Here is a 24,103-nt window from a genome sequence, read left to right as displayed (position 1 = left end):
TGATCTCCCTTAACGGAACGTGGCTTTTTTGGGTGGAATGGGTGTCGTACCCTATGAGGAATGGCAAATTTCACGTAACGTAGAGTAACTTAGAGGGTATCTCGTTAATTTGGCTATACAACCGGGGAAGACATGGCGGAACCGCAGCACACACTCGATTGCGATGTCCTGATAGTGGGCGGCGGCATCAATGGCGCCGGCATCGCGCGCGACGCGGCGGGGCGGGGACTTTCGGTGGTCTTGTGCGAGAAGGACGACCTGGCGTCGCATACTTCGTCGGCGTCGACGAAGCTGATACACGGCGGCCTGCGTTATCTGGAATACTACGAATTCAACCTGGTGCGCAAGGCGCTGATCGAGCGCGAAACGCTGCTGCGCGCCGCCCCGCACATCATGTGGCCAATGCGTTTCGTGATGCCGCATGCGAAAGGACAGCGTCCGGCGCTGTTGATCCGGGCGGGCTTGATGCTCTACGACCTGCTGGCCAAGCGCGAGCTGCTGCCCGCGTCGTCCGGCGTCAACCTGCGCTGCCACGCGGCCGGCAAGCCGCTCAAACCGGAGTTCCAGCGCGGGTTTATCTATTCGGATGGCTGGGTGGACGACTCGCGGCTGGTGGTGCTGAACGCCATCGACGCCTGCGAGAAGGGCGCCACCATCCTGACGCAGGCGGTGTGTAATTCGCTGGTGCGCAAGGCGGCCGACTGGGAGGCGACCCTGTACAAGCCCAGTTGCGGCAATATCCGCGTCAACGCCCGCTACGTGGTCAACGCCGCCGGCCCCTGGACCGCCGACCTGCTGCACGCGGCGCTGCCCAAGGAGGGCGGCGGCAACCTGCGCCTGATCAAGGGCAGCCATATCGTCGTCAAGCGCATCTTCGAGCATGACAATGCCTATATCTTCCAGCATCCGGACGGGCGGATCGTCTTCGCCATTCCGTATGAGCGCGATTTCACGCTGATCGGCACCACCGACCTCGATTACCACGGCGACGCCAACCAGGTCGCCATCGGCGAGGACGAAATCGCGTATCTGTGCGAGTTGGCCAGCCAGTATTTCGTCAAGCCTATCGTGCCGGCCGATGTGGTGTGGACCTACTCGGGCGTGCGGCCGTTGGTGGAGGATGGCGCCGACGCCAAGGCCGTCACGCGCGATTACCGGCTGGAGGTCGATAGCGACGGGCCGCCGATGCTCAGTGTTTTCGGCGGCAAGATCACCACCTTCCGCAAGCTGGCCGAGGAGGCGGTCGATTTGATCGCCAAGTCGCTGGATAACCGCCACGGCGGATGGACGCACAACGCCTGCCTGCCGGGAGGGGACGTGTACGGCGCCGAGCCGCAGAACAAATCGGTGCTGCAATTCGACGCGTGGGTGCGCTCCATGCAGGCGCGCTATGCGTGGCTGCCGCCGCTGCTGGTGCTGCGCTATGCGCGCGCGTATGGCACGCGGATTCATACGCTGCTGTGCGATCGCAACGATGTGGCGGACATGGGCGAGCAGATCGCGCCGGGGTTGTTCGCGACGGAGGTCGAATACCTGCGCCGTTACGAGTGGGCGCGCACGGCACAGGATATTCTATGGCGGCGCTCGAAACTCGGTTTGCATCTGCCGGCGGATACCGCCGACAAGTTGCAGGACTGGTTGAACGCCAATCCCATGCAGCGCACCTGATCATGTATGCGTCGCTGGCGGCGCATACATGGCCGATTACGCTTCGCTAATCCGCCCTACGTGATTTAGAGCTACGCTTAGTCATTCATAGGCACCCAGGCGGCGTTGCTCCTCAACGGTGAAACTCTGGTCGCGCAGTTGTTTTAAGGCGGCGTCCTTTTGCTGTGCGGGTTGCGCCGTCAACGCCGCGCGCTGAGTTTGATAGGCGCCGATGCGGGCTTTCCACGCCGCCTCGTCGCGGTCGACGTCGGCCAAACGGGCGGCTGCCTCCGGCGAGAACGCCGCCGCGCGCACGCTGTAGATTTCATTGTCGCCCGCGCCGCCGGCCCGCAGCCGCGCCACCGATTCCTCCAGCCTTATGATTCTGGCCGGCGCCTCGCGCTCCTCGCGCAACGCCGCCGGCACGCGCCGGTCCAGCTCCGCCACTTTGGCCTGTTTCTGCTCCGCGCTCAAGGTCTTGTCGACAGCCACCTCCAGCCGCGCCACCGCGTCGTCGTCCGCGATATCGGTCGCGCCGAACAGACCCGCGCTTTGCTCCGGCGTGAAATACGTCGAACGCAAACCGCGCATCGCCGCCAGCCGCGCGCGCGCCGATTGCGCCACGTTGCCCGACGGCGCCAGCGTCGCTTCGATGCCCGCCAGCGCCTGTTTGTAGGCGAGGTAACTTGATAGCAGCTGTTTGGCCTGCCGCGCCGGCCCTGGCTTGAGGCGTCGATCGAGCTCCCGTTCGATCTCTGTTCGGATCGCGTCCAGGTCCTTCTCGCCCAGCCCCGCCAGATAGTAGTCGAACAAATGCCCGAGTTCCGCGTCGACCACCAACTGGTCGCCGGCCAGCGTCTTGACGTCGCCGTCCGGGCGCGTGCCTTCCATCGACGGCACGAACGCGAGGTGGCCGGGGCCCGGGCCGGAACCGTTTTCGCTGATTTGCACCGGCGGCGCCTCTGCGCCCCGGCTGAAATACAGCGCGCAGCCGGCCAGCAGCAGGGCGGCCAGCCCGGCTCTCTTCACGTTCGTGTGCATGCCGCGCTCCTAGAGGCCCAGGCCCTGCAGGCGGTTGGCCTGCTGGCGGAACACCGTCACCGGACTGGTTTCGAACAGGCTGACGAGGCCGGCCGTCTGGTTGATCTCGTCGAGGTGGTTCATCGCGTAGTCGTCGCGGATCACGCGGCCAAGATGGCTGGAGCAGCTGCCGACCAAGCCATCGTTCTTCTCGCCGTTAAAGGCCAACGCGGTCAGCGCCAGCGGCGCATCGAGCGGATCAAGCAGATTGGTGATCTGTTTGCCGCCGCTCCATGAGAAGTAGTAGACGCCGCGCGCCTGGTAGGCGCCTTCGCCGCAGGCCGACAACGGCACGCCTTCCGGATGGCGGCTGTTGAACGCGAGCGAGCCGGCCGTGGTGAGCGACATCATGGCCGCTGTGGCGTCCTGCGGCTTGCCGGTGTTATTGGAGACGAGGCTCATCAGCTCCGCGACCGCGCCCAGCACCACAGTGCTGGCGCCGGGAGCATTACCCATCAGCACGTCGGCCACCACCGAGCCCTTGTTCACGCCGCCCACGCTGGTCACGGAGGCCACCAGGTCCGGCCTGACCGAGGCGACGTAGCGCGCCGTCGGGCCGCCGTGGCTATGGCCGATCAGATTGACCTTGGCGGCGCCGGTCACCGCCAGGATTTGCTTGACCTGGGTGAGCATCTGCTCACCGCGCACCTCGGTGCTGTTGGCGGCCGAGACGGTTGTCACATACACATTGGCGCCGCCGCTGCGCAAGGCGGAGGTGACGCCGTAAAAGTACTCAAGGGGGCCGACGCTTTCGAAGCCCAAAAAGCCGTGCACCAGCACGATGGGGTACTTGGTCTGCGTGTAGCCGGCCGCCCAGGACGGCGCGGGCAGGGCGGTGATGGCGATAAGGGCGATTGATACGTATTTCCAGAAGTGATTCTTCATTTTGTCTCCGTTTGTTATTTTTTAGGAAATGAGAAGCTGTGGCCGGCGCCATGATCGAAAACAAAGCAAGCGCTCGGTAATGGAATGTAGCACCGTTATTCGGGGAAAGCATGACGCGGCGCAATAACGTGGTAAAAACGATGAAGAGCAAAAAAAATGCCGCCCGGTGTTACCTGGGCGGCATCGCGCTCCGTGGCGGGAGCGGGTTAAAGGGGCGTGCGGCTTATTTCACGCCGTGCATCAGCTTTTGAATCAGCGGCGCGATCAGGAACAGCAGCACGCCGCCGGCCATCAGCGAGTAGAAGCCGAAGGTGTACCCGGACAGCGCCGACGTCACCGACATGCCGCTTTCGCCGGACACCGCCGACGCGAAGATGCCCGACAGGTTGTTGCCGATACCGGTCGACAGGAACCAGCCGCCCATGCCCAGGCCGACCAGGCGCGTAGGCGCCAGCTTGGTCACCATGGAGAGGCCGATCGGCGACAGGCACAGCTCACCGATCGATTGCAGCACGTAGACCATGAACAGGGTCCAGAACGGGATCTTGTTGTCGATATCGACCAGCATCGACAGCGCGTACATCAGCAGGCCGAAGGCGGCGCCGTTGAACAGCAGGCCCAGACCGAACTTGCGCGGAATCGACGGGTTCTTGTTGCGCATGGCGACCCAGATAAAGGCGATCAGCGGCGCGAAGGCGATAATCGCCAGCGAGTTCACGGTCTGGAACCAGGCCACCGGGAAGGTCCAGTTGAACATTTCGCGGTCGACGATTTTCTCGGCCAGGAAGGTGAACGAGCTGCCCGCCTGTTCGAAGAACATCCAGAACATGATATTGAAGAAGAAGATCAGCAGCATGGCGATGACGCGGTCGCGCGCGACCTTGCCGTTTTTGATGCCTTCGACCATCAGCATGACCGCCAGCAGGATGAACAGCACCGTCAGCACGGCCTGCAGGCTCTTGGCGCCTGCCGCGAGCAGCATGTAGACCACCGGGATCACGCACAGCGAGCCGATGATCACATACAGCAGGCGTTTCGGATCGCTGGTTTGCGCATCTGGCGCGCCGATGCCCTGCAGGTTGCGGCGGCCGATGAAGAACCACACCAGGCTAATCAGCATGCCGGCGCCGGCCGAAATGAACACCACTTTGTAAGCGGGCATGCCGTTGGTGCCGAAGATCGCCGTGGCGAGCCACTCGGTCAATACCGGGGCGACCATCGCGCCGGCGTTGATGCCCATGTAGAAAATGGTGAAGCCCGAGTCGCGGCGGGTGTCGCCGGTCGAATACAGCTTACCGACCATGGTCGAGATGTTCGGCTTGAACATGCCGTTGCCGACGATGATGGTGGCCAGGCCGAACTTGAACACCGTCTCGTCGGGGAAGGCGATCATGAACAGGCCGGCGGCCATGAAGGCCGCGCCGACCAGGATGGAACGCTGGTATCCCAGCACGCGGTCGGCGACATAGCCGCCGAACAGCGCGGCGGCGTAGACCAGCGCGAGGTAGGAGCCGTAGACCAGATTGGCGGCCGATTCGCCGGACGAATCGCCGTTATAGAATTGTGCGACGACGTAGAGCACGAGCGCCCAACGGATGCCGTAGAAAGCGAAACGCTCCCAGAATTCGGTCATGAACAACATCCAGAGCGGGGCGGGGTGGCCCATGATCTGTTTGAACTCGGGAATAGCGACTTCCGTGTTGGTGGTGGTAGCACCGCTCATGCGGCTTCTCCTAATTTATGATCGATGAAAAGTGTCTCCAGCCCCCTTGTGGGGGGCCAAATTGGGCGCCATTTTAATCTACAAACGCGGCGTGACGCACTTTTTGTAGCGCTCGCTGCAAGATCGTGACATTTGTGATAATAAATCCCGAAACGGCGAAGTTTATATGCGGCGCACAATCTCCGCCCCCACAGATTGCCGAGTTGTCGTATATTGGCATTGCAGGCCTACTACGTGACATCGAATCTGAATAAGGATTTACGCAACATGGAACATGACGTTATCGATACTTTGATTTCGCCCGAAGGACAGCTGGAGATCCTTTCGAAGGCGGAAGTGAACAAGCTGCTCGACACTAGCCAGGGCGGCCTATATAACGTCTTCCGCAACTGCGCACTGGCCGTGCTCAATTGCGGCAGCACCATCGACGATGGCAAGGAGCTGCTGGAGCGTTACGAGTCCTTCTCGATCAGCATCGTGCAGCGCGAGCGCGGCATCAAGCTCGATATCAAGGGCGCGCCGGCGATCGCCTTCGTCGACGGCAAAATGATCAAGGGCATTCACGAACACCTGTTCGCGGTGCTGCGCGATATCGTCTTCGTCAGCAACGAGGTGACCGATACGCAGAAGTTCGACATGAACCGCACCGAGGACATCACCGACGCGGTCTTCCACATCCTGCGCAACGCCGGCGTCCTCAAGCCGATGCTCAATCCGAACCTGGTGGTGTGCTGGGGCGGACACTCGATCAACCGCGCCGAGTATAACTATTCGAAGGAAGTGGGCTATCAAATGGGCCTGCGCGACCTGGACATCTGCACCGGCTGCGGCCCGGGCGCGATGAAAGGCCCCATGAAGGGCGCCACCATCGGCCATGCAAAACAGCGCCTGTCCCACGGCCGCTACCTGGGCATCACGGAGCCGGGCATCATCGCCGCCGAATCGCCGAACCCGATCGTCAATGAACTGGTGATCATGCCGGACATCGAAAAGCGCCTGGAGGCGTTTGTGCGCACGGGTCACGGCATCGTCGTGTTCCCGGGCGGCGCCGGCACCGCCGAGGAGATACTCTACATCCTGGGCATCCTGCTGCATCCCGATAACGCGGAGATTCCATTCCCGCTGGTGTTCACCGGACCGGAGACGTCGCGAGAGTACTTCGTGCAGATCAACCAGTTCATCCTCGATACCTTGGGGCCGGAGGCGCAGCAGCGCTACAAGATCATCATCGACGATCCGGAACTGGTGGCGCGCGAGATGCAGGCCGGGATCAAGCAGGTGCGCGAGTTCCGCAAGAGCCGCAGCGACGCCTATTACTACAACTGGGGTCTGAAGATCGACCGCGAGTTCCAGAAGCCGTTCGCGCCGACGCACGAGAACATGCGCAATCTGAGTCTGCACAAGAACCAGGAAGTGCATCTGCTGGCAGCGAATCTGCGCCGGGCGTTTTCGGGTGTGGTCGCGGGTAACGTCAAGGACGAAGGCATCCGCGCGATCGAAAAGTTCGGCCACTTCGAGATCCACGGCGACAAGGAGATCATGGGGCCGATGGACGCGCTGCTGGCGTCATTCGTCGAGCAAAGCCGGATGAAGTTGGCGGGCAAGGCTTACACGCCGTGCTATCGCGTGATCCAGTAAACCCAACAGCTTGCGCGCGTGATGTCGCGTGTGCCTGGTGGTGGGGTCGTACCCCGTACGGGGTACGACCCCTTTTACGGTTCGGGGTTCTTCACGCCGGCCAATCCCGTTGGCCGCGCCCCTCCATTTCGCGATCGATATAGAACGCGGCGCTGACCAGGGCGAGATGCGTGAACCCCTGCGGGAAATTGCCGGTCAACTTGGCGCGCTCGTCGAATTCCTCCGCGTACAACTGCAGGTGATTCGCGTACTTGAGCAGCTTTTCGAAGATCATCCGTGCCTCGTCCATCCGCCCGGCGCGCGCCAGGCATTCCACATACCAGAACGAACACGCCGAGAACGCGCCTTCCTTGCCCGGCAGGCCGTCGTCGCGCTTGTAGCGATAGACCATGCCGTCATCGGTAAGCCGCTTGCCGATCGCGTCCAGTGTCGCCAGCCAGCGCGGATCGGTGGCGCCGACGAATCGCACCAAAGGCATCAACAACAACGCCGCGTCCAAGTCCTTCCCGCCGCGCTCCTCGACGAAATGCCCGAGCTTCTCGTTCCAGAAATTGGACCAGATGTCGTCGTGGATCGCGTTGCGCACTTTGATCCAGCGCGTGAACGGCGCCGCCAGCGAGCGTTTGCTGGCCAGCCGTATCGCCCGGTCGATCGCCACCCAGCACATCAAGCGCGAGTGCAGGTGATGGCTTGGCGGGCCGCGCACCTCCCAAATCCCAGCGTCGGCCTCGTTCCAGTGTCGGCACACATAGTCGATCACTCGGCACGCACCCAGCCAGCGGTCGTGCGAAATCGCTTCGCCGTACTTGTTACTGAGGTAGATCGAGTCCATCAACTCGCCGTAGATATCGAGCTGCAGTTGGGTGACGGCGTCGTTGCCGATGCGGACCGGCGCCGCGCCGCCATAGCCGGACAGGTGATCCAGCGACCTCTCCGGCGCGATCTCTCCGCCGTCGAGCGCATACATCACCTGCAGCTGCCCGCCTTTGCTGGAGTGGAGCGCGCGGTCGCCCAGCCAGCGGTAGAAGTCCTTGGCTTCGTTGTGATAGCCGAGCCGCATCAACGCGTAGATCGAGAACGACGAGTCGCGTATCCACGCGGCGCGGTAGTCCCAGTTGCGCACACCGCCTTTGGCCTCCGGCAGCGCGAAGGTCGCTGCGGCGGCGATGGAACCATGGCGGCGCGAGGTCAATAGCTTGAGCACCAGCGCCGAGCGGGTGACGGCGTCACGCCAGCGGCCCTTGTACGTCGATTGCGCCGCCCACGCGCGCCAGCGGACGATGGTGGCGTCGATCAGCTGGCCGATTAGGTCGGCGTCGGCCAGGTCTTCATCCGGCTCGTCGAGCATGAAGGTCACGCTCTGGCCGGCGCGCAGCACCACGTTGGCGCTGGCCTCGCCGTCGCCCTTGACGAAATCGGCGTCGCCGCTCAGGCGAATCGATGGATTGCCTTTGCCCGAAAAGATCACGCTTCCCTTTTTGATCGCGACCGACGGCACCACGCGCGCGTAGTCGTAGCGCGGCGCGCAGCGCATGCGGATGGTGACCGTGCCACGGGTGGCGGTCACGCGCCGCACCAGCCGGGTAGGGGCCTCGCCGACGTCGGCCGTGTCGATCATCAGGTCTGTGATTTCGGCGCTGGCATCGCTGCCCATCCAGCGGGTCAGCAGTACGTTGGTGTCGGGCAGGTACATTTGCACGATGCGCGGATCGTCGATCTCCGGCGTCAGTTCGAACACGCCGCCTTTTTCCGCATCGAGCAGCGCGGCGAAGATGCTGGGACTGTCGAGGTTCGGCCAGCACATGTAGTCGATGGCGCCGTCACAGGCCACCAGCGCGATGGTGCCAAGGTTGCCGATCACGCCGTGGTCGGCGATGTCACGTTCGGCGCGTTCCCTGGTTTTTGGTTTGACTTTGGCGGCCGATTTGCCCTTGGCGCCGGCGGCCATCAGCCGTTGTCCTCGAAGCCCGGGTACAGCGACATGCCGCCGTCGACGAACAGCGTGCTGCCGACCACGTAGTCCGCCAGGTCGGAGGCCAGGAACAGCGCCGCGTTGGCGACATCCTCCGGCTTGCCCACGCGGCCATACGGGATCAGTTTAAGCAGTTCCGGGCTGCCGCCGCCGGCGGTCACCTCGGCGTTGATCGGAGTCTTGATGGCGCCCGGCGCGATGGCGTTGATGCGGATTTTTTCGGGCGCCACTTCCTGCGCCATCGTCTCCATCAACAGGTGCACGCCGCCCTTGGATGCCGCGTAGTTGACATGGCCGGCCCACGGTATGCGCTGGTGGACTGAACTCATGCAGATGATCTTGCCGAGCGCACGGGAGACCTCGCGCTGGCCCTGTTTTCGGAACAGGCGCACCGCCTCGCGCATGCACAGGAACTGGCCGGTCAGGTTGGTTTTCAGGACGCCTTCCCATTGGGCCAAGGTCATGTCGGCGCTGGGCGCGTCGTCCTGGCGGCCGGAGTTGGCCACGACGATATCGACGGCGCCGAAGCGCTTGACGGCGGCGTCGAACAGGGCCAGCACGTCCGGCTCCTCGCCGACGTCCGCCTGCACCGCGATGGCCTGTCCGCCGTCTGCGGCGATCAGGGCGACCACTTCGTCGGCCTGGTCCTTGTGGCTGTGATAGTTGACGACGACGTTGGCGCCGGCCTTGGCGAATGCCAGCGCGATGCCGCGTCCAAGTCCGGAATTGGCGCCGGTGACGACGGCGGTCTGGTTTTGCAGCGTGAGGTGCATGATGGGCTCCTTGCGACGATATTGGCCCATTCTAGGCCTGCCCGGCAATTTCTGCCGCGCGCCTATCATTTAGTAACGCTCCCACCGCACGTAATGGCGCAAAACCCGCCGGCTTTTAGCGATACGCGTGTGTTACCTTTTAGGGGTCGTACCCGTGGGGTACGACCCCGCCCGGCAGTGCGGGTTTCGCAAGCGTGCAGGCGAAAAAAAACCGCCCGGAGGCGGTTTTTGCGGAGCGATTACTCTTCGCGGCGCAGGTGCGGGAACAGCAGCACGTCGCGGATGTTCGGCGAGTCGGTGATGATCATCATCAAGCGATCGATGCCGATGCCGCAACCGCCGGCCGGCGGCATGCCGTATTCCAGCGCGCGGATGTAGTCGGCGTCATAGAACATCGCCTCTTCATCGCCGGCGTCCTTGGCGGCCACCTGGGCCAGGAAGCGGGCCGACTGGTCTTCGGCGTCGTTCAACTCCGAGAAGCCGTTGGCGATCTCGCGGCCAACCATGAACAACTCGAAGCGCTCGGTGATGCCCGCTTCCGTGTCGGAGGCGCGCGCCAGCGGCGATACTTCGGCCGGGTAGTCGATGATGAAGGTCGGTTCCCACAGCTGCGCTTCGGCGGTTTCTTCGAACAGCGCCAGTTGCAGCGCGCCCAGGCCGGCGGTGGCGAACGGCTTGACGCCGAATTTCAACAGTTCCTTCTTGATGAACTCAGCGTCCTTCAGCTGCTCCGGCGTGTAGCCCGGCGCGTACTTGTTGATCGCTTCGACGATGGTCAGGCGGTGGAAGGCCTTGGCCAAGTCCAGTTCCTTGCCGCCGTAGGTCAGGGTGGCGGTGCCGTGGGCGTCGATGGCGGCCTGGCGAATGATCTCCTCGGTGAAGTTCATGATCCACTTGTAGTCGGTGTAGGCCGCGTAGAACTCCATCATCGTGAATTCAGGATTGTGACGGATCGACACGCCTTCGTTACGGAAGTTGCGGTTGATCTCGAACACGCGGTCGAAGCCGCCCACCACCAGGCGCTTCAGGTACAGCTCCGGCGCGATACGCAGGAACATCTGCATGTCCAGCGCGTTGTGGTGGGTGATGAATGGCTTGGCCGCCGCGCCGCCCGGAATGGCGTGCAACATCGGCGTTTCCACCTCCATGAATTCGTTCTTTTCCATAAAGCGGCGCATCGACGAAATCGCGGCGGTGCGCGCCTTGAAGGTGCGGCGCGTTTCCTCGTTCATGATCAGATCGACGTAGCGCTGGCGGTACTTGGTTTCCTGGTCGGCCAGGCCGTGGAATTTGTCCGGCAGCGGACGCAGCGACTTGGTGATCAGACGCAGTTCGCTGACCTTGATGGTCAGTTCATCGGTCTTGGTCTTGAACAGCGTGCCGACCACGCCCAGGATGTCGCCCAGGTCGTAGTGGTGCAGCGCGGCCATCGCGGCTTCGCCGGTCAGGTCCAGTGTCGCGTAGATCTGGATGCGGCCATCGGCCTTGGCGCCGGACGAATCCTGCAAGGTGGCGAAAGCGGCCTTCTTGCCGGCTTCGCGCTTGAGCATCATGCGGCCTGCCAGGACGACGGAGACCGGATTGGCTTCCAGCTCTTCGCGCGACTTCTCGCCGTATTGGGCGTGCAGGTCGGCCGCCTTGTGCTCGGGTTTGAAGTCGTTCGGGAAGGCGATACCCTGTTCGCGCAGCGCGGCCAGCTTGGCGCGGCGCTCGGCGATGATCTTGTTTTCGTCGGGCGGCGTGGCCGATCCTGCTTGTTCTTGAAGATCCGTAGTCATGGTCTGTTTCTAGGTTGAGGTGATGATTAGTTGGTGGCCGCAGTGTCCACATACGGCTCGGAGGCGAACAGCGCCTCGATATCGAGCTCGCTGAAGTCGCGCGCCACGGCGATGACGTTGTCGTATTCGGCGAAGGCTTCGGCCGGCAGGGTGGTGGTGAGCACCACCGCGCGCATGCCGGCGCGGCGGGCCGCCTCCACGCCCAGCGGCGCGTCCTCGAAGACGATGCTGTTGGCGGGCAGGGCGCCTGCGCGCTCGGCGGCCAGCAGGAACACGTCCGGATTCGGTTTGCCGCGCGCGACATCGGCCGCGCCGGCGATGGCGTCGAACTGCTTGCGCAGATCCAGGCCGTCGAGCGTGAAGGCGATGTTCTCGTTCGGCGCGGCGGTGGCCACGGCCAGCTTGATGCCGGCGCTTTTGGCGCTGGCGATAAACAGGTCGAAACCCTTGGTCACGGCCAGGTGCGGCGCGTACAGATCGCGGTACAGCGATTCCTTCTCAAAATCGAGCGCCGCGCTTTCTTCCTTGGTCAGGTGGTTGCCCAGGTAGGTGCGCATGATTTCATGGCCCTGGCGGCCGGCCGTGTCACGGAAAAACGCATCCGGGTCCAGCGTGTGGCCGCGACGCTCGAAGAAGGCCAGCCACGATTTGGTGTGGAAGGCCATGTTGTCGACGATGGTGCCGTCCATATCGAAGATGAACGCGCGCGATGATGATAATGTCATTGATGTCATTAAATTCAAACGCCTTGTTTGAGCGAAGCAGAGATGAAGTCGTCCAGGTCGCCGTCCAGCACGCCCTTGGTGTTACCGGTCTCGAAGTTGGTGCGCAAATCCTTGATGCGCGACTGATCGAGCACGTAGGAACGGATCTGATGACCCCAGCCGACGTCGGTCTTGGAGTCTTCCAGTTTCTGCTGCTCGCTCATGCGCTTGCGCAGCTCCATCTCGTACAGCTTCGCCTTCAGCATTTCCATCGCCTCGGCCTTGTTGCGGTGCTGCGAGCGGTCGTTCTGGCACTGCACCACGATACCGGAAGGGCCGTGCGTCAGACGGACGGCGGAATCGGTCTTGTTAATGTGCTGACCACCGGCGCCGGACGCGCGGTAGGTGTCGATGCGCAGGTCGGCCGGATTGATCTCGATATCGATCGAGTCATCCACTTCCGGATAGACGAACAAGGACGTGAACGACGTGTGGCGGCCGTTGGCCGAGTCGAACGGCGATTTGCGCACCAGGCGGTGCACGCCGGTCTCGGTGCGCAGGAAGCCATAGGCGTAGTCGCCTTCGACCTTGATGGTGGCGGTCTTGATGCCGGCCACCTCGCCGTCGGACTGCTCCATGATTTCGACCTTGAAGCCTTTGCGTTCCGAATAGCGCAGGTACTGGCGCAGCAGCATCGAGGCCCAGTCCTGGGCTTCGGTGCCGCCGGCGCCGGCCTGGATATCGATGAAGCAGTTGTTCGGGTCCATCGGATTGTTGAACATCCGGCGGAACTCCATGCCTTCGATGACCTTGCGCACGTCCTCGGCGTCGGCGATCAGCGCTTCGAGCGTGTCGTCGTCGCCTTCCTCCTTGGCCATGGCGAACAGGTCGCTCATGTCTTTGAGGTCGGTGTCGGCCTTGGTCAGCGCGCTGACGATCGCCTCCAGCGACTTTTTCTCTTTACCGAGATCCTGGGCCTTTTTCGGGTCGTTCCAGACCGTCGGGTCTTCCAGTTCTTCGTTTACTTGTTCGAGTTTCTCTGACTTTTTATCGAAGTCAAAGATACCTCCGTAGTTCGGCTTCGCGCGTGGTCAGATCGGCGAGCAGGGCGGAGAGGGCGTTGATGCGTTCGGCTTCCATGTTTTCTTCTTTTCTAGGCTGAAATCAAACCTTGGATTATACCGGATGAGGGGTGTTGCCGGGCGCCTGTCTGTCCGCGTCCCGGAAAAGCGCCTCGTAAAATGCTTGTGGGCACGGCTCTTGCATGCCGGCAGTCGAGGTCAAGTTGTAAAATACTGACATTTCAGTCACAGGCAGTATAAAATATGCACCCATTCGGTGGCTTTTGTTGACGTAAGGAAATGCAGTCCGCGTCCCGCTTTGCATCCGAATTCCGGCCCAAAACACTGCCAGTCCAACCATTGACATCTATGCGCGCGTCCCTCGTCCTGCCCATTTTGCTGACCGGCTGCGCCAGCCTGCCGCATTCCGGCTCGACGCCGGCGGGCACCGAGGCGACTTTGGCGCTGCTGGAGACGACGGACCTGCACGCGAACGTGCTCGGTTACGATTACTACAAGCTCAAGGCCGATCCATCGATAGGGCTGGAGCGCACCGCCACCTTGATCAAGCAGGCGCGCGCCGAATTCCCCAACAACCTGCTGCTCGATAACGGCGACGCCCTGCAAGGCACGGCGCTGGCCGACTATCAGGCGCTGGTCTCTCCGGTCGGCTGCGACCAGCCGCCGGCGATCTACAAGGCCATGAATCTGCTGGGCGTCGACGGCGCCGGCATCGGCAACCACGAATTCAATTACGGCCTGGCGTACCTGAACCAGGTCACCGGCAGCCATTTCGATGTCGACGGTGTCGCCGCCGACGCGCCGCGCTGCGCCGGTCCCGCCTTCCCGATCGTGCTGGCCAATATCTACAGCGCCCGCACCAAACAGCCGTTGTTCGCGCCGTACAGCATCCTCACGCGCCAAATCGCCGCCACAGGCCCGGACGGCAAACCGGTGACCGCCACCATCAAGGTCGGCATCATCGGCTTCGCGCCGCCGGGCATCCTGTCGTGGGACCAGCATTGGCTGGAAGGTAAAGTCTATGCCGAAGGCGTGCGCGAAACGGCGCTGAAGTACATTCCGCAAATGCGCGCGCAGGGCGCCGATCTGGTGGTGGCGATCTCGCACGGCGGCCTTGATGGCGCGCCGTACACGCCGGAGATGGAAAACGCCAATTACTACCTGGCGCAGGTGCCGGGCGTCGACGCGATGCTGATCGGCCATGCGCACCAGCAGTTCCCCGACGCGGCCAGCACCGCCGATTCGTTCAATCTGCCCGGCGTGGACAAGGCGGCGGGTACCGTGCAAGGCGTGCCGGCCGTGATGGCCAGCCTGTGGGGCAAGCATCTGGGCGTGATCGGCCTGCGGTTGAAGTATGACGGCAAGGCCTGGATCGTCGATAAGACCCGCACCACGGTCGAAGCGCGCGGCACGCGCAACGCCGACCGCAGCTACGTCGCCGCCGATCCGGCGGTCGGCGCGCTGATCGCCGCCGAGCACGAGGCCACCATCCGTTACGTGAAGGCGCCGATCGGGACCAGCGACTTCCGCATGTCGTCCTATTTCGCCGATGTCGGCGACGTCAGCGCCATCGAGCTGGTGAACCAGGCGCAGACCGATTATGTGGTGAACTACGTCAAGGCCAGCATGCCAAAGTACGCGGGCTTGCCGGTGCTGTCGATGGCGTCGCCGTTCAAGGCCGGCGCGGCGGGCGTGGGCGACTACACCGACGTCAAGGCGGGCGGCGTGGCGCTTAACAACGCGGCCGACCTGTATCTGTATCCGAACGCGCTGCACGCGGTGAAGCTGGACGGCGCGGGACTCAAAGCATGGCTGGAGAAAGCCGCCGAGCGCTTCAACCGCATCGATCCCGCCAGCGGCGCGCAGCAGGAGCTGGTCAATTCCTCGTTCTCGAGCTTTAACTTCGACATGCTGACCAGCGCCGATGTCAGTTACCGGATCGACGTGACCAAGCCGGCCGGCCAGCGCATCGTCGCGCTGCACTATAAAGGTGCGCCGGTCGCACCGTCGCAGGAATTCCTGGTCGCGACCAACAACTACCGCGCCAGCGGCGGCGGCAATTTCCCCGGCCTCGATGGCGGCAAGACGGTAATCTCGGCGCCGGACAGCAGCCGCGATGTGCTGATCTCTTATATCAAGCAGGTCAAGACCCTGACCCGCGCGCGCAACGGGTCGACGCGCAGCTGGCGTTTCGTCCCGGTGGCGACCAATGGAGCGGTGGTGTTCCACGCGCCGCCGAATATGATCGAATTGGCGAGGGAGGCCGGCGTGACGTCGGTCTCGCAGATTAAACCGGATGATGGCGGCGGCAAGGGCTTTGCCCTGTACGCCATCGACTTGTCGAAATGAGCGGAGGACCCATGGTGCCTGTCATGCGAAAAATTTGTGCTGTCCTGACTTTGCTGGTGGCGGGCGCGGGCCCGGCGTGCGCCGCTCCGGTCGACGAGGCGCGGTCGTACCTGCGCGGCGGCCAGGGCGCCGGTGTCGACCTGTCGAAGGCGTTCTCGCTGTTCTCCGGCGCGGCCAAGGCCGGCGATCCGCAAGCCGCTTATTATCTTGGCATGATGTACCAGAACGGCATGTCCGTCCCGCGCGACGCCAAGGCCGCCGCGCACTGGCTGCAGTTCGCCGCCAACCGCCAGATGCCGGCGGCGATGTTCGCGCTGGCGAATCTGTATCTGAGTGGCGATGGCGTCAAACGCGACGAGCAGGCCGCGCGCCGTCTGATCGAAAAGGCCGCCGATCTCGAGTATCCGGACGCGGTGATGGCGATGGCCATCGGCCTGCGCGACGGCTCCATGGGCTTCGAGCGTAACGAAGCGCTGGCCGAGACCCAGATGCGGTTCGCCAACCGCGCCTTGAAGCAGAAGTCTACCGGCGGCATGTAGCATCCGGCGGTGCGGCCTGTCTATCGCTTTTCGCCGTCACCTTCTTCCCATCCTTCCTTACTGCTTGCTTACACGCGGCGTGCCCCGCGCATCGCGGCGCGCGTGCTGCAATGCCGCACATGTATCTGTTGCTGGCCCCCGTTGTCTCCCCTACAATGCCTCATCGATGGGGGCAACTTTCCAGCCCGTTTTCCAGCGTACGACTACTATAAAAACGTTGTAACAGGAGATGACAAATGGATTTCAAACTGAATTTGCTGGCCGCTGCATTGGTACTCGGTTTCTCTTCTTCCGCCATGGCGGCGGACCCCATCAAGATCGGCGTGGCCGGTCCGTTCACCGGCGGCTCGGCGCCGATGGGCGTCTCCATGCGCGACGGCGTCAAGCTGGCCGTGGCCGACATCAACGCCAAGGGCGGGGTGCTGGGCCGCCAGTTGCAGATCGTCGAGCGTGACGACGAAGCCAAACCGGAACGCGGCGTGCAGATCGCCCAGGAACTGATCAACAAGGAGAAGGTGGTCGCCACCGTCGGCTACATCAACACCGGTGTGGCGCTGGCGTCGCAGCGCTTCTACCAGGAAGCCAAGATCCCGGTCATGAACAACGTCGCCACCGGCTCGATCATCACCAAGCAGTTCGCCGACAAGCCCGAGAACTACATCTTCCGCAACGCCGCCAACGATCAAATCCAGTCGCAGATGATCATTCAGGAGGCGGTCGACAACCGCAAGTTCAAGAAGGTCGCCATCCTGGCCGACTCCACCAACTACGGCCAGCTGGGCCGCGAGGATCTGGAGAAGGCGCTCGATAAAAAGGGCATGAAGGCCGTCGCCACCGAAAAATACAATATCAAGGACGTCGACATGACGGCCCAGCTGCTCAAGGCCAAGCAGGCCGGCGCCGAAGTGGTGCTCACCTACGGCATCGGCCCGGAGCTGGCGCAGATCGCCAACGGCATGGAAAAGCTGAACTGGAAAGTACCGATGATCGGCAGCTGGACGCTGTCGATGGGGAACTTCATCGACAACGCCGGCAAGAACGGCAACGGCACCCGCATGCCGCAAACCTTCATCCAGGAGGCCACCACGCCCAAGCGCAAAGCCTTCATCGACGCCTACGTGAAGGCCTACAATCCACCGGGCGGGCGCATGCCGTCGCCGGTGTCGGCCGCCCAGGGCTACGATTCGATCTTCCTGCTGGCCGCCGCCATCAAGCAGGCCAATTCCACCGAAGGACCCAAGATCAAGGCCGCGCTGGAAAACCTCAACGAGAAGATCGACGGCGTCGTCACGTCGTACAGCAAGCCATTCAGCAAGGATAACCACGAGGCCATCACCGCCGACATCACCGTCTTCGGTGAGGTCAAGGACGGCAAAGTCATTCCGGTCAAGTGAGGTAATTAAGGCGACGCATCGTCACCGGCCAGTCTTGAGCGTTCAAGGCTGGCCTTTTTCTCGTGTTCTCACCGTGGTGGACATCATGGAAATCCTGTTACAACTCGTCTTCAGCGGCATCGCGCTCGGCATGATCTATGCCGTCATCGCGTTCGGCTACCAGCTCACGTTCGCCACCTCCGGCACGCTCAACTTCGGCCAGGGTGAATCGCTGATGCTCGGCGCGCTGGTCGGCCTTAGCCTGGTCGGCACCATCCACGGCGGTCCTTATATGAGTTATCTGCTGATGATCCCCCTGGTGATCATCTTCGGCGCCCTGCAAGGCATGTTCGTCGAATGGATAGGCGTGCGGCCGGCAATCAAGATCAAGTCGGAATTCGGCTGGATCATGTCGACCATCGCGCTGGCCATCATCTTCAAGAACGTCGCGGAGAACATCTGGGGCAAGGACGACCTCACGTTCCCGTCGCCGCTCAGCTCCACACCGTTCCAGATCTTCGGCGCCAACGTGCAGCCGATGCAGGTGGCGGTGATCGTCGGCGCGCTGGCCATCATGGCGGCGGTCGAAATCTTCAACCGCAAATCGATCTACGGCAAAGCCGTCGTCGCCACCTCCAACGACCGCGACGCGGCCGGGCTGATGGGCATCAACACCAGCATGGTGATCACCTTCTCGTACGCGCTGTCGTCGGCCACCGCCGCCTTCGCCGGCGTGCTGGTGGCGCCGCTGACCCTGACCGGCGCCACCATGGGCGCCTCGCTCGGCCTCAAGGCCTTCGCCGTCGCCATCATCGGCGGGCTGACCTCCGGTGTCGGCGCCATCGTCGGCGGCCTCCTGTTGGGTATCACGGAAACGACGGCCGGCTACTACATCTCGACCGGCTACAAGGACGTGCCGGGATTGCTGCTGCTGCTCCTTGTACTCGCGATCAAGCCGTCCGGCCTGTTCGGCAAAGCCGCCATTAAAAAGGTCTGACCCATGAACAAGACGATCGTCGCGGCAAGCGTGGTGGGTCTGGCGGTGCTGGCGCTGTATCCGGTGCTGATCCCCAACCCGTACTACATCCATCTGTTTGAAACCATTTTGATTTACGCGATCCTGCTGTTCGGGCTCGATATCGTGGTCGGCTACACCGGGCAGGTGTCGCTCGGCCACGCCGGCTTGTTCGGCATCGGCTCCTATGTCACCGGGGTGCTGGTGTTCAAACTGGGCGCGCCGTTCTGGATCGCGATTCCCGCCAGCGTGCTGGGAGCGGCGCTGTTCGGCGCCGTGCTGGCGCTGCCGGCCTTGCGCGTGACGGGACCTTATCTGGCGATGGTGACGCTGGCCTTCGGCACCATCATCCAGATCCTGATCAACGAGATGACCTTCCTGACCGAAGGGCCCATGGGACTAAAGCTGTCCAAGCCTGAGATCTTCGGCCACAAGCTGGATGAAGTCGAGTATTACTACATGTGCGCCGCGCTGATGGTGGTCTCGCTGATCGTCGTGCACCGGATATTGAAGTCCAACCTTGGCCGCGCCTTCGAAGCGCTGCGCGACAGCCCGATCGCCTCGGACTGCATGGGCGTTTCGGTCTACCGCTACAAGGTCTACGCCTTCATCATCAGCGCCGGATTCGCAGGGCTGGCGGGCAGCCTGTACGCGTACTCGGAGGAGTACATCTCGCCCAATACCTACAACTTCGAACTGACCATCCTGTTCCTGCTGGCCGTGATCATGGGCGGCCGCAAGACCCGCTCGGGGGCGCTGATCGGCGCGCTGATCGTCGTCATGCTGCCCAGCCTTTTGGCGGACATCGAATTGTTCCGCAAGATCGCCGTCATCGCCGCCGTGCTGGGGGTGATCGGTTCGGCGTTCATGCTGGCGAAGAAGCGTGCCACCCTGCGCGGCGTGCTGGTGCCGCTGGTGGCGACGATCGGCATGGCCGCCTTCTCGTTCAAACTGGAGAACATCGTCGACTGGCGCCTGACCATCTTCGGCTTGATGACGCTGTTCGTCGTCTACTATCTGCAGGACGGCATCGTCGGCTTCCTCAAAAGCTTGCTGGGCAGGGGAGCGGTGCACGCCAAGGCGGTGGAGGCCAGCGGCGCGGAAGCGTTCGCGCGCGCCAAGGGCGGCAACGCCGGCGAAACGCTGCTCGACGTGAATCAGATCCTGATGCAGTTCGGCGGCCTCAAAGCGCTCAACCAGGTCGACATGCATGTGATCCAGGGCTCGGTGCACGGCTTGATCGGCCCCAATGGCTCGGGCAAGAGCACGATGATGAACGTGCTGACCGGGATCTACAAGCCGACCGCCGGGCAGGTGAAGTTCTCCGGCGCGGTGATCTCGGGCCGCACGCCGTCGCAGATCGCACTGGGCGGGGTCGCGCGCACCTTCCAGAACGTGCAGCTGTTCGGCGAGATGACGGCCACCGAGAACGTGCTGGTAGGGCTGCACAACACCTTCAAGTCGAATGTGCTGGATGTGATGCTGCAAACGCCGCGCTACAAGCGCGAGGAGCGCGCCGCGCGCGACCGCGCCGCCAGCATATTGGAGTTTGTCGGCCTGACGCCGATGGCCAACGAGGAAGCGCGCAACCTCCCTTACGGCAAACAGCGGCTGCTGGAGATCGGCCGCGCGCTCGGACTCAGTCCGCGCCTGCTGCTGCTGGACGAACCGGCCGCCGGCCTGACCGCGCCGGACATCAAGGAGCTGATGGCGATCATCCGCAAGATCCGCGACCACGGCATCACCATCATTCTGATCGAGCACCACATGGACGTGGTGATGGCGCTGTCCGACACCGTCACGGTGCTGGACTTCGGCCAGAAGATCGCCGAGGGCGCGCCGGCGGCGGTGCAAAGCGATCCGAAAGTGATCGAGGCCTACCTGGGCGGCAGCAGCGAAGAACACGGCGGCACGGCGGCGCCGGCGGCACCGGTCGTACACTAATCGAGGACAGACATGCTATCGATCTCCAATCTGCACGCCGCCTACGGCAAAGTCGAAGTCCTGCACGGCATCTCGCTGGACGTCCCCAAGGGCAAGCTGGTGACCCTGATCGGCTCCAACGGCGCCGGCAAAACCACCACCATGCGCGCCATCTCCGGCATGATCAAACCGAAGGGCGGCAAGGTCACGCTGGACGGCAAGGACATCACCGGTTTCGACTCGCACCGGATCGCCCGCGCCGGCCTGGCGCATTCGCCGGAGGGGCGGCGCGTGTTCGCCTCGATGACGGTGACGGACAACCTGCTGCTCGGCGCCTTCCCTCGCTTCACCGGCGCCCGGCCCAAGGGCTTCATCAAACATGACCTGGAAAAGGCGCTGGAGCTGTTCCCGCGCCTGAAGGAGCGGCAAGGGCAGCTGGCCGGCACCCTGTCCGGCGGCGAGCAGCAAATGCTGGCGATGGCGCGCGCCATCATGCTCAACCCGGACGTGGTGCTGCTCGACGAGCCGTCGATGGGATTGGCGCCGATATTGGTCGAGGAGGTCTTCCGCATCATTATGCGGCTGAAGTCCGAGGGCGTGACGATGCTGCTGGTCGAGCAATTCGCCGCCGCCGCGCTGAACGTGGCCGACTACGGCTACGTGCTGGAAAACGGCAGCATCTCCGTCCACGGCCCGGCCGAGAGCCTGAAAACGGATCCCAAGGTGATCGCTGCCTACCTCGGCGGCGGCCACTAACCCCCGGGGTCAGGTCCGACATTCGGACACGAGCTGATCGGTCCGAGCGCGTTCACCGCTCTGCTCACTGTCTTCGACGAAACACCGAAGTGGGCGGCGATCTGTTCCATCGTGTAAGCGGTGCAGTGGTAGGCGTGCGCCATGGCCTCATCCCGGTCTGGATAGCGCACCTGATATTCCTCCAGGGATAGGCTCACGGCGCGGCGCTGTGTTTTGGCGATGGCGGGAAATTTCTCGTGCGGCGTGGTATTCGAAGGCTCGGCCACGAAGGCGTCGTCGCCAAGCAGCAATTGATGCCTGATGTTTTTAAGCGGGCTCTCGCAGCCAATTCCTTCCATGACGAAGCGGAGATACGCTTCCACCGCCGACGCCCGCTCCGTTCCAAACTGCCGCAATGTGGCGGCCGTGTCGAGCCAGGCGCGGGCCGGGACGGTTCCCATGACGCAAGCGTGACTGCTCCACCGCCAGGCATCCGGGGACGTCACGAAGCCTGCGCGCACCGGATTCAACACCACGTATCGCGTCAGTTCCAGTAGATATCTCTCGCGCTGCACCAAAATCGCTTTGTAGCGACCTTGAAACAGGTGCCCGACAAGTCCGTGACGACGATTGAAATATTGCGAGTACAAGCCGTTGAGATGCCGCATGCCGCATGACAGATTGCCATCGGCCGTTTCCAGGATCAGATGGTAGTGGTTTGTCATTTGACAAAATCCCAGGATCGAGAAGTTGTAGCGGGCACACACGAGATCGAGGATCGACATCCACCGCGCGCGGTCGAGATCGTCCAGAAAGATCGCGGTCTTTCGGTCACCCCTGGACGTTACATGATAGAGGGCGCCTGCAAATTCTAGTCGGAGAGGTCGGGTCATCCCCTGATGTTAGCTTTTTCGCCAAACATCGAGCTGTGCGGTCTCAATTTGGTTCAATTTTGTCCGAATGTCGGACCTGACCCCGGGGTTTTGTTCTTAACTGTTAATTACATTTCGGGCTGGTTATAATATCAATTAATGTTATGTGAGAATTGGTGAGAATTAAAATTATAATATACAATTATATTTGTACTAACTAAAATATATCTGTATCATGCAACATTTTTGGTTGCCCTATGGAAATTGCGTCTATATAATTCGCAATTAATGATTCTACAGGGCAACAAATGAAGCCGTTTTTCCAGCTGTCATGCGGCATATTTGTGCTGTGCAGCATGACCCCATCCCGCGCCCAGTCGCCGACCGATCTAGCCGCGCAGCAATTGCAGCGCCAGCAGCAGCGCGAGCGTGCGCAGTCGGAACAGGCCGAGGAAAAGCGGCCGGACGTGCGTCTGCCGCGCGCGCCCGCAGTGACCGGCGCCACCTATCCCGCCGACGAAAAGCCGTGCTTTCCCATCCGCGAGATCACGCTGTCAGGCGAGGGCGCGGCCCGGTTCGCTTGGGCGCTCAAAGCGGCGGACGATGCGGTCGGCCGCTGCCTGGGCAGCGCCGGCATTAACACCGTCATCGGCAAGGTGCAGAACGCGCTCGTCGCGGCCGGCTATGTGACCACCCGGGTGCTGGCCGCGCCACAGGATTTGCTGGGCGGCCGGTTGCAATTGCTGGTGGTGCCCGGCCGCATCCGCGCCATCCGTTTTGCCGCGCCAGCCGATAAGGCGGGACCGTCGTGGCGCAACGCCGTGCCCGCTTCGCCGGGTGACATCCTCAACCTGCGCGACATCGAACAGGCGCTGGAAAACTTCAAGCGGGTGCCGACCGCCGAGGCGGACATCGATATCGTTCCCGGCGACCTGCCCGGCGAGAGCGATCTGCTGATCAAGTGGCGCCAGGCACTCCCGGTGCGCTTGAGCCTGTCGGCGGACGACAGCGGCGGCAAGTCCACCGGCAAGTACCAGGGCGGCGCCACCGTGTCGCTGGACAACGTACTCGGCTGGCATGAGCTGATGTATTTCAGCGCCAACCGCGACCTGCCGGCCGGAGGCGCCGAATCGGAGCATGGCACCCGCAACTACGCGCTGCATTATTCGATGCCGGCCGGTTACTGGCTGCTGTCGCTCAATGCCAGCCACTACCGTTACTACCAGTCCATCGCCGGCGCCAATCAGAACTACATCTACAGCGGCACCAGCGGCAATGTCGACCTGAAGGCCGCCCGCGTGCTGTACCGCGACGCCGCGCGCAAGACCACGGCGGCGCTGCGCCTGTATCAGCGCCGCAGCAACAACTTCATTGACGATACCGAAGTGCAGGTGCAACGGCGCCAGATGGGCGGCTACGAGCTGAGCCTGTCGCACAAGGAGTTCGTCGGCGAGGCCACGCTCGACGGCGCGCTGACCTACAAGCGCGGCACGCATATGTTCGGCACCCTGGCGGCGCCGGAGGAGGAGTTCGGCGACGGTACCGCGCGCCCGGCCATCGTCAGCGCCGACGCCAGCTTCACGCAGCCGTTCGCGCTGGGCGCGGCCAAGCTGCAATACCAGGCCAGCTGGCGCGGCCAGTGGGCGCGCGACCGCCTGATTCCGCAGGACCGTTTCGCCATCGGCGGACGGTACACCGTGCGCGGCTTCGACGGCGAGAGCAGCTTGTCGGCCGACCGCGGCTGGCTGCTGCGCAACGAATTGAGCTGGTCGGTCAACGGCCGGAACCAGCTTTACCTCGGCCTCGATCACGGCGAGGTCGGCGGCGAGCGCGCCGCTTTGCTGGCCGGCACCAGCCTGACCGGCGGCGGCCTGGGCTGGCGCAGCCAGCTTGGCGGCGCCCAGATCGATGTCTTCATCGGGCGGCCGATCCGCAAGCCCGAGCGTTTTCGCACCGCCTCAAACACCGGCGGCTTCAGTTTGAACTACCAGTATTAACCGCAAGCGCCGGCCCGA

18 protein-coding genes are annotated in these 24,103 nt (G+C 62.9%); 9 read left to right on the top strand and 9 right to left on the bottom strand.

The window, feature by feature from the left end:
* Positions 1–132 precede the first annotated feature (132 nt).
* Positions 133–1,668: a glycerol-3-phosphate dehydrogenase gene (gene glpD, locus NHH88_20200; GenBank protein ID USX12015.1), complete on the top strand. Its 1,536-nt coding sequence runs from the start codon at positions 133–135 to the stop codon at positions 1,666–1,668.
* An 81-nt stretch (positions 1,669–1,749) separates the two neighbouring features.
* On the opposite strand, the gene NHH88_20195 is transcribed toward glpD, so the two are convergent.
* From NHH88_20195 to NHH88_20185, 3 genes are all read right to left on the bottom strand, one after another.
* The gene (locus tag NHH88_20195) at positions 1,750–2,688 is read right to left on the bottom strand and encodes a lipase chaperone (GenBank protein ID USX12014.1); all 939 of its coding nucleotides are present in this window, start codon (positions 2,686–2,688) and stop codon (positions 1,750–1,752) included.
* A 9-nt stretch (positions 2,689–2,697) separates the two neighbouring features.
* The gene (locus NHH88_20190) at positions 2,698–3,612 is read right to left on the bottom strand and encodes a triacylglycerol lipase (GenBank protein ID USX12013.1); all 915 of its coding nucleotides are present in this window, start codon (positions 3,610–3,612) and stop codon (positions 2,698–2,700) included.
* A gap of 223 nt (positions 3,613–3,835) precedes the next feature.
* Positions 3,836–5,335: an oligopeptide:H+ symporter gene (locus NHH88_20185; GenBank protein ID USX12012.1), complete on the bottom strand. Its 1,500-nt coding sequence runs from the start codon at positions 5,333–5,335 to the stop codon at positions 3,836–3,838.
* Between the two features lie 267 nt (positions 5,336–5,602).
* Here NHH88_20185 and ppnN point away from each other — a divergent pair, with 267 nt between their 5' ends.
* Positions 5,603–6,973, top strand: coding sequence for a nucleotide 5'-monophosphate nucleosidase PpnN (gene ppnN, locus NHH88_20180; protein ID USX12011.1), 1,371 nt, complete (start codon positions 5,603–5,605; stop codon positions 6,971–6,973).
* Positions 6,974–7,064: 91 nt separating this feature from the next.
* Here ppnN and NHH88_20175 read toward each other — a convergent pair whose 3' ends face one another.
* The 5 genes from NHH88_20175 to prfB form a co-directional block, all read right to left on the bottom strand.
* A complete protein-coding gene (locus tag NHH88_20175) occupies positions 7,065–8,921 on the bottom strand; it encodes a glycoside hydrolase family 15 protein (GenBank protein USX12010.1) in 1,857 nt (618 codons plus the stop codon).
* Positions 8,921–9,718 carry an SDR family oxidoreductase gene (locus tag NHH88_20170; protein USX12009.1) on the bottom strand — a complete coding sequence of 266 codons (798 nt, stop codon included), beginning with the start codon at positions 9,716–9,718 and terminating at the stop codon, positions 8,921–8,923. Before NHH88_20170 ends, NHH88_20175 begins: the two co-directional genes overlap by 1 nt.
* Positions 9,719–9,957: 239 nt before the next feature.
* Positions 9,958–11,496 (bottom strand): lysine--tRNA ligase, encoded by a 1,539-nt coding sequence (gene lysS / locus NHH88_20165; GenBank protein USX12008.1) that lies wholly within the window; start codon positions 11,494–11,496, stop codon positions 9,958–9,960.
* A 26-nt stretch (positions 11,497–11,522) separates the two neighbouring features.
* Positions 11,523–12,221: an HAD family phosphatase gene (locus tag NHH88_20160; GenBank protein USX12007.1), complete on the bottom strand. Its 699-nt coding sequence runs from the start codon at positions 12,219–12,221 to the stop codon at positions 11,523–11,525.
* 14 nt (positions 12,222–12,235) lie between these two features.
* Positions 12,236–13,340 (bottom strand): peptide chain release factor 2 gene (prfB, locus tag NHH88_20155; protein ID USX12006.1). Its coding sequence is split into 2 segments (ribosomal slippage): positions 12,236–13,258 and positions 13,260–13,340, totalling 1,104 coding nucleotides; the frame shifts between segments, so codons are not numbered across the junction.
* A 290-nt stretch (positions 13,341–13,630) separates the two neighbouring features.
* Here prfB and NHH88_20150 point away from each other — a divergent pair.
* From NHH88_20150 to NHH88_20125, 6 genes are all read left to right on the top strand, one after another.
* A complete protein-coding gene (locus tag NHH88_20150) occupies positions 13,631–15,631 on the top strand; it encodes a bifunctional 2',3'-cyclic-nucleotide 2'-phosphodiesterase/3'-nucleotidase (protein ID USX12005.1) in 2,001 nt (666 codons plus the stop codon).
* 23 nt (positions 15,632–15,654) lie between these two features.
* Complete coding sequence (locus tag NHH88_20145; protein USX12004.1) at positions 15,655–16,170, top strand: sel1 repeat family protein; 516 nt, start codon at positions 15,655–15,657, stop codon at positions 16,168–16,170.
* 236 nt (positions 16,171–16,406) lie between these two features.
* The gene (locus tag NHH88_20140) at positions 16,407–17,564 is read left to right on the top strand and encodes an ABC transporter substrate-binding protein (GenBank protein ID USX12003.1); all 1,158 of its coding nucleotides are present in this window, start codon (positions 16,407–16,409) and stop codon (positions 17,562–17,564) included.
* An 85-nt stretch (positions 17,565–17,649) separates the two neighbouring features.
* On the top strand, positions 17,650–18,540 hold the full coding sequence (locus NHH88_20135) for a branched-chain amino acid ABC transporter permease (GenBank protein ID USX12002.1): 891 nt from the start codon (positions 17,650–17,652) through the stop codon (positions 18,538–18,540).
* A gap of 3 nt (positions 18,541–18,543) precedes the next feature.
* On the top strand, positions 18,544–20,502 hold the full coding sequence (locus NHH88_20130; protein USX12001.1) for a branched-chain amino acid ABC transporter ATP-binding protein/permease: 1,959 nt from the start codon (positions 18,544–18,546) through the stop codon (positions 20,500–20,502).
* Between the two features lie 12 nt (positions 20,503–20,514).
* Positions 20,515–21,237: an ABC transporter ATP-binding protein gene (locus NHH88_20125; protein ID USX12000.1), complete on the top strand. Its 723-nt coding sequence runs from the start codon at positions 20,515–20,517 to the stop codon at positions 21,235–21,237.
* Here NHH88_20125 and NHH88_20120 read toward each other — a convergent pair.
* The gene (locus NHH88_20120) at positions 21,234–22,109 is read right to left on the bottom strand and encodes a transposase (GenBank protein USX11999.1); all 876 of its coding nucleotides are present in this window, start codon (positions 22,107–22,109) and stop codon (positions 21,234–21,236) included. The genes NHH88_20125 and NHH88_20120 overlap by 4 nt on opposite strands.
* Positions 22,110–22,444: 335 nt before the next feature.
* Between NHH88_20120 and NHH88_20115 the strand changes: the two genes are divergently transcribed.
* Positions 22,445–24,085 carry a ShlB/FhaC/HecB family hemolysin secretion/activation protein gene (locus NHH88_20115; GenBank protein USX11998.1) on the top strand — a complete coding sequence of 547 codons (1,641 nt, stop codon included), beginning with the start codon at positions 22,445–22,447 and terminating at the stop codon, positions 24,083–24,085.
* The last annotated feature ends 18 nt before the right edge of the window (positions 24,086–24,103 follow it).

It is taken from the genome of Oxalobacteraceae bacterium OTU3CAMAD1, from assembly GCA_024123915.1.
Taxonomy (GTDB): Bacteria; Pseudomonadota; Gammaproteobacteria; order Burkholderiales; family Burkholderiaceae_D; genus Rugamonas.
This window is presented reverse-complemented; position numbering and strand designations above follow the sequence as displayed.

Coding starts and splice junctions, on each gene's coding strand:
- glpD (USX12015.1), top strand. CDS start 133: ATGGCGGAACCGCAGCACACACTCGATTGCGATGTCCTGATAGTGGGC.
- NHH88_20195 (USX12014.1), bottom strand. CDS start 2,688: ATGCACACGAACGTGAAGAGAGCCGGGCTGGCCGCCCTGCTGCTGGCC.
- NHH88_20190 (USX12013.1), bottom strand. CDS start 3,612: ATGAAGAATCACTTCTGGAAATACGTATCAATCGCCCTTATCGCCATC.
- NHH88_20185 (USX12012.1), bottom strand. CDS start 5,335: ATGAGCGGTGCTACCACCACCAACACGGAAGTCGCTATTCCCGAGTTC.
- ppnN (USX12011.1), top strand. CDS start 5,603: ATGGAACATGACGTTATCGATACTTTGATTTCGCCCGAAGGACAGCTG.
- NHH88_20175 (USX12010.1), bottom strand. CDS start 8,921: ATGGCCGCCGGCGCCAAGGGCAAATCGGCCGCCAAAGTCAAACCAAAA.
- NHH88_20170 (USX12009.1), bottom strand. CDS start 9,718: ATGCACCTCACGCTGCAAAACCAGACCGCCGTCGTCACCGGCGCCAAT.
- lysS (USX12008.1), bottom strand. CDS start 11,496: ATGACTACGGATCTTCAAGAACAAGCAGGATCGGCCACGCCGCCCGAC.
- NHH88_20160 (USX12007.1), bottom strand. CDS start 12,221: ATGACATTATCATCATCGCGCGCGTTCATCTTCGATATGGACGGCACC.
- NHH88_20150 (USX12005.1), top strand. CDS start 13,631: ATGCGCGCGTCCCTCGTCCTGCCCATTTTGCTGACCGGCTGCGCCAGC.
- NHH88_20145 (USX12004.1), top strand. CDS start 15,655: ATGCGAAAAATTTGTGCTGTCCTGACTTTGCTGGTGGCGGGCGCGGGC.
- NHH88_20140 (USX12003.1), top strand. CDS start 16,407: ATGGATTTCAAACTGAATTTGCTGGCCGCTGCATTGGTACTCGGTTTC.
- NHH88_20135 (USX12002.1), top strand. CDS start 17,650: ATGGAAATCCTGTTACAACTCGTCTTCAGCGGCATCGCGCTCGGCATG.
- NHH88_20130 (USX12001.1), top strand. CDS start 18,544: ATGAACAAGACGATCGTCGCGGCAAGCGTGGTGGGTCTGGCGGTGCTG.
- NHH88_20125 (USX12000.1), top strand. CDS start 20,515: ATGCTATCGATCTCCAATCTGCACGCCGCCTACGGCAAAGTCGAAGTC.
- NHH88_20120 (USX11999.1), bottom strand. CDS start 22,109: ATGACCCGACCTCTCCGACTAGAATTTGCAGGCGCCCTCTATCATGTA.
- NHH88_20115 (USX11998.1), top strand. CDS start 22,445: ATGACCCCATCCCGCGCCCAGTCGCCGACCGATCTAGCCGCGCAGCAA.